General features: G+C 68.6%; 7 protein-coding genes. 5 read left to right on the top strand and 2 right to left on the bottom strand.

The window, feature by feature from the left end:
* Nucleotides 1-161: 161 nt before the first annotated feature.
* Together A5701_RS21970 and A5701_RS21965 are read left to right on the top strand one after the other, a co-directional pair.
* On the top strand, nucleotides 162-434 hold the full coding sequence (locus tag A5701_RS21970; protein WP_067758816.1) for a hypothetical protein: 273 nt from the start codon (nucleotides 162-164) through the stop codon (nucleotides 432-434).
* 5 nt (nucleotides 435-439) lie between these two features.
* On the top strand, nucleotides 440-1,981 hold the full coding sequence (locus A5701_RS21965) for a radical SAM protein (RefSeq protein WP_067758837.1): 1,542 nt from the start codon (nucleotides 440-442) through the stop codon (nucleotides 1,979-1,981).
* Here the strand turns inward: A5701_RS21965 and A5701_RS21960 are convergent.
* Nucleotides 1,978-3,015, bottom strand: coding sequence for a PAS domain-containing protein (locus A5701_RS21960; RefSeq protein WP_067758813.1), 1,038 nt, complete (start codon nucleotides 3,013-3,015; stop codon nucleotides 1,978-1,980). The two genes, A5701_RS21965 and A5701_RS21960, sit on opposite strands and share 4 nt — an antisense overlap.
* Before the next feature lie 320 nt (nucleotides 3,016-3,335).
* A complete protein-coding gene (locus tag A5701_RS21955) occupies nucleotides 3,336-5,666 on the bottom strand; it encodes a DEAD/DEAH box helicase (protein WP_067758834.1) in 2,331 nt (776 codons plus the stop codon).
* Nucleotides 5,667-5,926: 260 nt separating this feature from the next.
* On the opposite strand from A5701_RS21955, the gene cspA reads away from it, so the two are divergent.
* The 3 genes from cspA to topA all read left to right on the top strand — a co-directional run bounded on the left by cspA (nucleotide 5,927) and on the right by topA (nucleotide 9,848).
* Nucleotides 5,927-6,130 carry a cold shock protein CspA gene (gene cspA, locus A5701_RS21950; protein WP_007166602.1) on the top strand — a complete coding sequence of 68 codons (204 nt, stop codon included), beginning with the start codon at nucleotides 5,927-5,929 and terminating at the stop codon, nucleotides 6,128-6,130.
* 141 nt (nucleotides 6,131-6,271) lie between these two features.
* Nucleotides 6,272-6,862, top strand: coding sequence for a hypothetical protein (locus A5701_RS21945; protein ID WP_067270664.1), 591 nt, complete (start codon nucleotides 6,272-6,274; stop codon nucleotides 6,860-6,862).
* 193 nt (nucleotides 6,863-7,055) lie between these two features.
* Nucleotides 7,056-9,848 carry a type I DNA topoisomerase gene (gene topA / locus A5701_RS21940; protein ID WP_067758811.1) on the top strand — a complete coding sequence of 931 codons (2,793 nt, stop codon included), beginning with the start codon at nucleotides 7,056-7,058 and terminating at the stop codon, nucleotides 9,846-9,848.
* The last annotated feature ends 3 nt before the right edge of the window (nucleotides 9,849-9,851 follow it).

The raw sequence follows: 9,851 nt of genomic DNA, 5'->3' as shown, positions 1-9,851 counted from the left end.
GCCCTTGACGAACAGCAGCGCGCCCCCGCCGCCGAAGGCGATCAGCCCGAGCATGACGGCCCCCGCCCGGCTATCCATACCAGCCCTACCCGGCCTGGCAACCGCAACCGCCGCAGCGCAAGCCGAGCGGCGGCGAGGTCTTCGGCGCGGCCATCGCCGGGATGGCCCTCTATGCCGGGATCAACGCGATCCTCGGCCCGCTGGTGTTGTTCGGGCTCGCCAACGCGATCGCGCCGAAGGCCGCGTTCGCGACGGGGGCCGTCATGCTCGGGCTGATCGCCTTCGGCGGCGGGGGCGCGCTGCTGTTCGTCAAGGGCAGCGCGTGGGCGAGGGGGATCGGCATGGGACTGATGATCGGCTGGGCGCTCACCTCCATCTTCACCGTCGGCATCTGCACCGGATTGAACCCGATGCTCTACCACATCACCCGATGAACGGCATGGAACTGCGCGGTGACCGAATCCACCGCTACGTCAACGCTTTTTGCCCGCGATGTCACGCCGAACAACCCGATCGCCCGTTGAGTGACGTGGCGCGGCTCAGTGGCTGGCTCGCCGTGCGCGGCGACGGCCAGGTCTGGCTCGAACGAGGCTGTCCCCGGCATGGACTCGTTCGGACGCTGTACGACGAAGACCCCGAAATCCTTGCCTACCTCGAGGAGTGGACCGCGCCCACCAAGGCCCATGTCCCCGACAGCCCGGGTAACTTCGACCCGATCCCGTCGGCCTATCTGCGCGGCTTGCCACAGATGCAGACCCAACACACCTGCATCCTGCTCGAGGATGTCGCCGCGACCTGCAACCTGCGCTGCCCGACCTGCTTCGCCGACTCGTCGCCAGACCTTCGCGACGTCGTCGCGGTCGGCGACGTGCTGGCCAACGTCGACCAGCGCCTGGCACGCGAGAACGGGCGCCTCGACGTGGTGATGCTCAGCGGCGGCGAACCAAGCCTGCATCCGCAGCTGCCCGAGCTGCTCGCCGAGCTGAGTTCGCGACCCATCACGCGAATCCTGTTGAACACCAATGGTTTGCGGATAGCGCAGGATGACGAGCTCCTCGACCTGCTCACCGAGTACCGCGAACGCGCCGAGGTGTACCTGCAATACGACGGGATATCGCCGGCCGCGCACCGCCACCACCGCGGCGGTGACCTGTCGCGGGTCAAGCACGCGGCGCTGCGGCGACTTTCCGAGCGTCAAATCTTCACCACCCTGGTGATGACGGCGGCGCTCGGCGTGAACGACGACGAGATCGGCGGCGTCGTCAGGCTCGCGCTGGACACGCCGTACGTCGGAGGCGTCTGCATCCAGCCGCAATTCGCGTCCGGGCGTTCCGATCTCATCGACCCGGACAGGCGCCTCACCCATACCGGTGTGCTGAGGCGGTTGGGCCCGCAGACCGGCGACCTGATCACCTGGCGGGACCTGACCGCGCTGCCCTGCTCGCACCCGCATTGCTGTTCGGTCGGGTACGCGCTCCGTGACGACAGCGGGCAATGGCGTTCGCTGGTCGCCCTGATCGGCCACGACAACCTCAAAGACAAGCTCGGGTTGGTCGCCAACCGGATCGCCGACTCCGACATCCCCCGCGAGTTGCGCCTGGCGGTGCGGGAATCGCTGATGGGCTTGCTGTCGGAGCAGTCCTCGCTGTCACACCCGCAGATGTCGGACGTGTGGCGCATGATCTGCGAGAACTGCGATCTCGGCATGGCGACGTTGCTGACGGTGGCGTCCGCCGCGCTGCCCGGCCGGCGGCGCCAACTGCGGCGGATGCTGGGCGAGCGAGTCGTGCGCATCACGGTCAAACCGTTCATGGACATGTCGACGATGATCGAAGAGCGGCTGGTGCAGTGCTGCGTGCACGTCGGCACTCGTTCGTCGCAGGACCAGTGCGCGCCGTTCTGCGCGGTGCAGGCCTGGCCGCAACTCGCCGGCCAGCGCCTCTCGCTGGCCGCTCAACGCCTGCTGCCCGTGGTCGGTTAGCCGGTCGGCTCGGGGCCGTCCGAGAGCCCCGCGGCGGCGAGTTCCTCATCGGAGGGCAACCGCAGCGACACCAGGCCGGCGTAGGTATCCGGTTCGAGCTCCACCCGGTTGACCGTGACGTGCACCGGCACCCAGTCGTCGTGATTGCCGGGCATGCGCAACACCCGACTCGTGGCGCCGTGGGCGAATTCCTCCGTCATCGACGCCACCAAGTGCTGATCGTCCGGATGCACCTTCGGCTTGCCCGTCTCACTGCCCCGCCAGTCGTAGAAGGTGCAGGGCTCGTCCAGCCACTTCAGCAACGCCCAATTCTTCAGGTCGATCAGTGCCCGGTGCACGCCGGCCTGGGCCAGTCCGCTCAGGATCCGTTGCGCCAGATCGTCGGTCGACACCGCCGGGCCCTTGAGTTCTGCGCGCCAGTTGATCGCCCGCGCGACCAGATGGTCGCGGCCGTCGGGTCCGTCTTCCAATCCGGTCCGCGCGACGAAGCCGATCCGCATGGGGTTGCCCTGCCAGTCAGTGAGATCCCAAGTGCTGCAGATGGTTTGGTCGGGCTTGGCCTTGACGGCCATGGCGAGGACCTTGGTCTCGTTGGGATTGAGGTCCCGGGATGGGAGATCTTCTGCGAAGGCCCGGCCGAACGTGACCTCGACCTCCGGATTCTTTCCGCTGTTCACCAGCGACTCCCTGGTGTCGGTGGCGACGCCCTGGGTCAGATCCCACTTGAGCGGCCCCGGAATCGGCCGCTCCGGCGGTTCGACGTCGGCGGGCCCGGTCCACACGTGCACCCCGTGGATATAGCCGTCGGACATCACCACCGGTTCGGTGCGAATCACGCGGTCGCGCTTGGGCGTGATGCTGGTCAGGCTCTGTCCGGTCTGCACCGTCTCGGCGATCGCGGTCCGGACCGCGGACAGATAGGGACTGCGGCGCAAGAACGTGGTGATGGGCACGAGGTTCTTGAGTTGGCGCCCCTGCGCCACCACGGTGGGTTCACCCCCCAGCGTCTCCACGAGCAACCAGTCGTGGCCCATGCGGTGAGATTTTACGGCGGGGGCCCGACTCCTCGGGACCTCGGGCCTGTCGGCAGGATTCGAATCGGCCGCAGAAAACGCTATCGTTCTCTGCGCCAACGCCTTCGGGCCGCAACGCCGATGCCGATGAAGTTGCCATGCCGCCGCGGCCTTTGATAGTTTGCTGCTGCGCCCGCGCAGCCGGCCGCCAACCGCTCACCGGTGAGCGTTCGTCCGACCGTGCGACAGCACGCGCCCGTTTCTTCAAGCAGCAGGAAATGCGCGCTCGGGACGGGTGTCACAGAGCAGATCCGCGGGGTCGACCGTCGAGGGGTCGGTCGTCATCCGCCGGGTTGCTCGGCGCGCGGCAACTGCGCCAAGACGAGTTCCAGCACCCGCACCGCGCCCGCCTTGTCGAGCGGGTCGTTGCCGTTGCCGCACTTGGGGGACTGCACGCAGGACGGACATCCCCGGGGGCAGTCGCATGCCTCGATGGCGGCGGCTGTCGCACCCAGCCACGTGCCCACCTTGCGATAACCGCGCTCGGCGAACCCGGCGCCGCCCGGATAGCCGTCGTACACGAAGACGCTGGGCAGGCCGGCCGGATCCGGTCCCACCGCGGTCGACAAGCCGCCGATGTCGCCGCGGTCGCAGCTGGCCACCAGCGGCAGCAGGCCGATCGCGGCGTGCTCGGCGGCATGCAACGATCCGGGGATCCTCGGTACGTCAATACCCTTGCGCAGCAACGCTTCTTCGGTGATGGTGTACATCACCGCCGTGGTCGCCAGCGTCTGCTCCGGCATGTCCAGCTCGATGAAGTCGATCACCTCGCCGGAGAGCCGGCGGCGCAGGTAGCCCACCACCTGGTGGGTGACGGTGACCGGCACCAGACCCAGTGTGACGGGACCGTACTGCGCGCGTTCTCCGGTGCCGGTGACGGCGATGTCGGTGATTTCGCGGGCGAACGTGGCGTAACCGGGGTCCTCGGCGTGGACGAAGGCGATCGCGTCGTCGAAGTCCAGTGAGTCGACGACGTAGCTCTCCCCCTGATGCAGGTAGACGGCACCCGGGTGGACCGACGCCGGGGCCTGACCGACGCCCGTGCTGCCCAGCAACCGCCCGGTGTCGGCCTCCACGATCACGATCTGGCCGCCCGCCGAACCCCGGATGTCCACGGCGCCATGCGGTTCTAGGCCGGCCGCGGGAAAGTACTTGCCGTTGCGGCGACGCAGCAGGCCGTCGTCGAGCAGGCCCTCGGCCACCTCGATGGCGCCGAAGTCACGCACTTCCGCCTCCTCGAGCGGCATTTCGGTTGCGGCGCAGAGCAGTTGGGGTCCCAAGATGTAGGGGTTGGCGGGATCGATCACCACCCGTTCGACGGGCTTGCCCAGCAGCGCGGTGGGGTTGTGGACCAGGTAGGTGTCGAGCGGGTCGTCGCGGGCGATCAACACCACCAGCGCGCCCTGCCCGCGCCGGCCCGACCGGCCGGCCTGCTGCCAGAACGAGGCGACGGTCCCGGGGAACCCGGCGAGCACCACCGCGTCCAGTCCGGCGATGTCGACACCAAGCTCCAGGGCGTTCGTGGTGGCCAGCCCGCGCAGCCGACCCTCGGCCAGGGCACGTTCCAGCGCGGTGCGGTCTTCGGCGAGGTAGCCGGCGCGATAGGAGGCCACCTTGCCGGAGAGCTCCGGGGCGATGTCGTCCAGCCGCGCCTGGGTGCCCAGCGCGGTCAGCTCCGCGGCGCGGCGCGAGCGCACGAACGTCAGCGTCTGCGCCCCCTCGGCGATCAGGTCGGCCATCACCCGCGCCGCCTCCGCGCCGGCGGAGCGGCGCACCGGTGCCCCGTTCTCGCCCAGCAGATCGGGCCGCAGCGCCGGTTCCCACAAGGCCACCGTCCGCGCGCCCTGCGGCGAGCCGTCCTCGACGACCTCCTCGACCGGATACCCGATGAGTTCGGCGGCCGTCGCTCCCGGCGCGTCCGTCGTGGCGCTCGCGAAGATCACCGTGGGCGCCGAGGAGTACCGCGCGCACAGTCGCAGCAACCGGCGCAGCACCATCGCCACGTTGGAGCCGAAAACACCACGGTAGTAATGACATTCGTCAACGATCACGAATCGCAGGCCCCGCAGCAGCACCGCCCAGCGGGCATGGTTGCGCAGGATCGACACATGGATCATGTCCGGATTGGAAAACAACCATCGGGAGCGCTCGCGCGCGAAGCGCCGGACTTCCGGCGGGCTGTCGCCGTCGTAGGCGGTGGGCGCGACGTCATGGCACCGCGGGACGGCGCCCGCCAGCGTGTGGGCGGCCCGCAATTGGTCATGCCCCAGCGCCTTCGTCGGCGACAGGTACAGCACCCGGGCGCGCGGATCGGTGGCCAGCGCGTTGAGGACGGGAAGTTGGTAGGCCAGCGACTTGCCCGACGCGGTGCCGGTGCTCACCACCACGTGGCGGCCGGAGTGAGCCAATTCCGCGACCGCCGACTGGTGTGACCAGGGCAAAATGACGCCGCGGTCGGTGAAGGCGCGCACCACGTCGGGCTCGGCCCATGTCGGCCAGCGGTGCGGGCGGCCGCCGCGCGGCGGCAGCTCGGCGACGTGCCGCAACGGATGCTCGTCGGCGGCGGTACCGGCGAGCGCGGCGGCGAGCAACTCGCTGCCGAAACTCGCCATCAGCACCCTCCTTGGACCCGGCTGAGCTCGCGTCCAAGGCGCAAGTCTGTCGCCGAAGCGATGAACATGGTTGACTATTTGCGGTCGCAGCTTCTGTGTTCGTGTCAAACTTTCGCAGGATCTATCGTTGCGGCCGCGGTTCCTGCGAGGTTAATCGGTCGGGTGAAGTTCCGGCGACTGAGCGAGGTATGGCGGTCGTACCAGGCCCGGGGCATCGAAAGGCGATGCCCCGCACCCAGAAGAAAAGGAAAGATCGAGAGATGCCACAGGGAACTGTGAAGTGGTTCAACGCGGAGAAGGGCTTCGGGTTCATCGCCCCCGAAGACGGCTCCGCCGACGTGTTTGTCCACTACACGGAGATCCAGGGTTCGGGCTTCCGCACCCTCGAAGAAAACCAGAAGGTCGAGTTCGAAATCGGCCACAGCCCTAAGGGCCCCCAGGCCACCGGAGTCCGCTCCGTCTAAAGGACGAGCCGAATCTCCACGAACCCCCCGTGCAGTCCCGCGTAGCGGGCCCGCCGGGGGGTTTTCGTATTGCGGCCGGTTTGCGACGCCGCGCCGGTTGCCTCAAGACGCGGATGGCGGACCTGGCCTACTGTCGGTGGCGTGAGCCAGCTTTCCTTCTTCACAGCGGAGTCGGTGCCCCCCGCGGTCGCCGATCTCTCCGGGGTGCTGGCGGCTTCCGGTCAGATCGTCTTGGTCGGCGGGCCGGAGGGGCAGGGTGCGCGCCTTTCCGTGGTGGTGGATCAGGCCTGGCGCGCCGCCGCGTTGGCCGAGATGATCCGCGAGGCGGGGCTGGAACCCGAGATCTGCCGGACCGACGAGGACACGCCGTTGGTGCGTACGGCGGTGACCCCGGCCTTGGTGAGCCTGGCGGCCGAATGGACGCGCGGGGCGGTCAAGACGGTGCCGCCGCGCTGGCTGCCCGGACCGCGTGAATTGCGGGCCTGGACGCTGGCGGCCGGTCATCCGGAGGGCGACCATTACCTTCTGGGTCTCGATCCCCACGCGCCCGATACCCATTCCCCGCTTGCGTCGGCTTTGATGCGGGTCGGAATCGCGCCGACATTGATTGGCACCCGCGGCGGCCGCCCGGCGCTGCGGATCAGCGGCCGTCGTCGGCTATCACGCCTGGTAGAGAACGTGGGCGAAGCCCCAGACGGCGTTGACGCGTCAGCGGTGTGGCCGCGGGTATAACCGCGGAAAAAGATTTGTCCTGCGGGCAGTCGGTTTGCGCAGTCGCGCCCAAGGGTGGGAAATTGTCAGGTGCCCGAAGGCGAAGGAACGCTGGCGTATCTGAATTTCCCCGGAATTTCTGGCGCTGGCCTGTCATTCTTCTGCGGGGCGGCCTCGCAGGGGGGCCGAGATCAAGGATGGAGCGTAAGCGTAGTTGGCCGACCCGAATCTCAAGGACCGCGAGAGCGGCCGGGCTGGGAGCCGTAGGCGACTCGTCATTGTCGAGTCGCCGACCAAGGCGCGCAAACTGGCCGGCTACCTGGGCTCCAACTACATAGTGGAATCCTCCCGCGGCCACATCCGCGACCTGCCCCGCGCCGCGGCCGACGTGCCGGCGAAATACAAGTCGGAGCCCTGGGCGAGGCTCGGAGTCAACGTCGACCACGACTTCGAACCGCTCTACATCATCAGCCCGGAGAAGAAGAGCACCGTCAGCGAGCTGAAGGGCCTGCTCAAGGGCGTCGACGAGCTCTATCTGGCCACGGACGGTGACCGCGAGGGCGAGGCGATCGCCTGGCACCTGCTGGAAACCCTGAAGCCGAACATCCCGGTCAAGCGGATGGTGTTCCACGAGATCACCGAGCCGGCCATCCTCGAGGCCGCCGAAAACCCCCGTGACCTGGACATCGACCTGGTCGATGCGCAGGAAACCCGCCGCATCCTGGACCGGCTCTACGGCTACGAGGTCAGCCCGGTGCTGTGGAAGAAGGTGGCGCCGAAGCTGTCGGCGGGCCGGGTCCAGTCGGTGGCCACCCGCATCATCGTGCAGCGGGAACGCGACCGGATGGCGTTCCGCAGCGCCTCCTACTGGGACATCGTGGCCCAGCTGGACGCCAGCGTGTCCGACCCGCAGGCGTCACCGCCCACCTTCTCCGCCCGGCTGGCAGGCGTTGACGGCCTGCGCGTGGCCACCGGCCGCGATTTCGACTCGCTGGGCCAGCTGCGCAAGGCCGACGAGGTCACCGTTCTTAACGAGACCCAGGCGACCGAGCTGGCCGCCGGGCTGCGCGGCGCCCAACTGGCGGTCGCCTCGGTGGAGGAGAAGCCGTACACCCGGCGGCCCTACGCGCCGTTCATGACGTCGACGCTGCAGCAGGAGGCGGGCCGCAAGCTGCGGTTCTCGTCGGAGCGCACCATGAGCATCGCCCAGCGGCTCTACGAGAACGGCTACATCACCTATATGCGTACCGACTCGACCACGCTGTCGCAGTCGGCGATCAACGCCGCGCGCACCCAGGCGCGTCAGCTCTACGGCGAGGAATACGTCTCGCCGTCGCCGCGGCAGTACACCCGCAAGGTGAAGAACGCCCAGGAGGCGCACGAGGCCATCCGGCCCGCCGGCGAGGCGTTCGCCACCCCGGACGCGGTGCGCCGCGAGCTCGACGGCGACGAATTTCGGCTCTACGAGCTGATCTGGCAGCGCACCGTGGCCTCGCAGATGGCCGACGCGCGCGGGACGACGTTGAGCCTGCGGATCAACGGTGAATCCGGCGGCCGCCAGGTCGTGTTCTCGGCCAGCGGGCGCACCATCACGTTCGCCGGCTTTCTGAAGGCGTACGTGGAGACCGTCGACGAATTGGCCGGCGGCGAGGCCGACGACGCGGAGAGCCGGCTGCCGCAGCTGACGCAGGGTCAGCGGCTGGACGCCATCGAGCTCACCCCGGACGGCCACGCCACCAACCCGCCGGCACGCTACACCGAGGCGTCGCTGGTGAAGGCGCTCGAGGAGCTGGGCATCGGCCGGCCGTCGACGTACTCGTCGATCATCAAGACCATCCAGGACCGCGGCTACGTGCACAAGAAGGGCAGCGCCCTGGTGCCCTCCTGGGTCGCATTCGCCGTAACCGGTTTGCTGGAACAGCATTTCGGCCGGCTCGTCGATTACGGCTTCACCGCCGCGATGGAGGACGAACTCGACGCGATCGCCTCCGGGCAGGAGCGGCGCACCGACTGGCTCAACCGTTTCTACTTCGGCGGTGACCATGGCGTGGCCGATTCGGTGGCACGCTCCGGTGGTCTCAAGAAACTCGTCGGCGTCAACCTCGAAGGGATCGACGCCCGAGAAGTCAACTCCATCAAGCTCTTTGACGATGAGCAGGGTCGCCCCGTGTACGTCCGGGTGGGCAAGAACGGGCCCTACCTGGAACGCATGGTGACCGGCGACGACGGTGAACCGACGCCGCAGCGGGCCAACCTCAACGACTCGCTGACGCCCGACGAGCTGACGCTGGAGGTGGCCGAGCAGCTGTTCGCCACGCCGCAAGAGGGGCGCACGTTGGGCGTCGACCCGGAAACGGGTCACGAGATCGTCGCCAAGGACGGCCGGTACGGGCCGTACGTGACCGAGGTACTGCCGCCGCCGCCCGACGAGGAGGGTGGCGCCCCGGCGAAGAAGGGGAAGAAGCCCACCGGGCCCAAGCCCCGCACCGGCTCGCTATTGCGCAGCATGGACCTGCAGAGCGTCACGCTCGAGGACGCGCTGAAGCTGCTGTCGCTGCCCCGGGTGGTCGGAGTCGACCCGCAGACCGGTGAGGAGATCACCGCGCAGAACGGTCGCTACGGCCCATACCTGAAGCGCGGCACCGATTCTCGTTCTCTGGCGACCGAGGAGCAGATCTTCGAGATCACGCTGGACGAGGCGCTGAAGATCTACGCCGAGCCCAAACGCCGCGGTAGGCAGGGGGCGGCCGCGCCGCCGTTGCGGGAGCTGGGCGCCGACCCGGCGACCGGCAAGCCGATGGTGATCAAGGACGGCCGGTTCGGGCCCTACGTCACCGACGGCGAGACCAACGCGAGCCTGCGCAAGGGCGACGACGTCCTGTCGATCACCGACGAGCGCGCCGCCGAACTGCTGGCCGACCGGCGGGCGCGCGGTCCGGTGAAGCGGCCCGCGAAGAAGGCCGCCCGCAAGAAAGCGCCGGCCAAGAAGGCCGCCAAGCGCACCTAGGCC

The organism is Mycobacterium sp. E3305 (assembly GCF_001666785.1).
Lineage (GTDB): Bacteria > Actinomycetota > Actinomycetes > Mycobacteriales > Mycobacteriaceae > Mycobacterium.
Note: the sequence above shows the minus strand (reverse complement) of the source record. Positions and strands in the feature narration are given on the sequence as shown.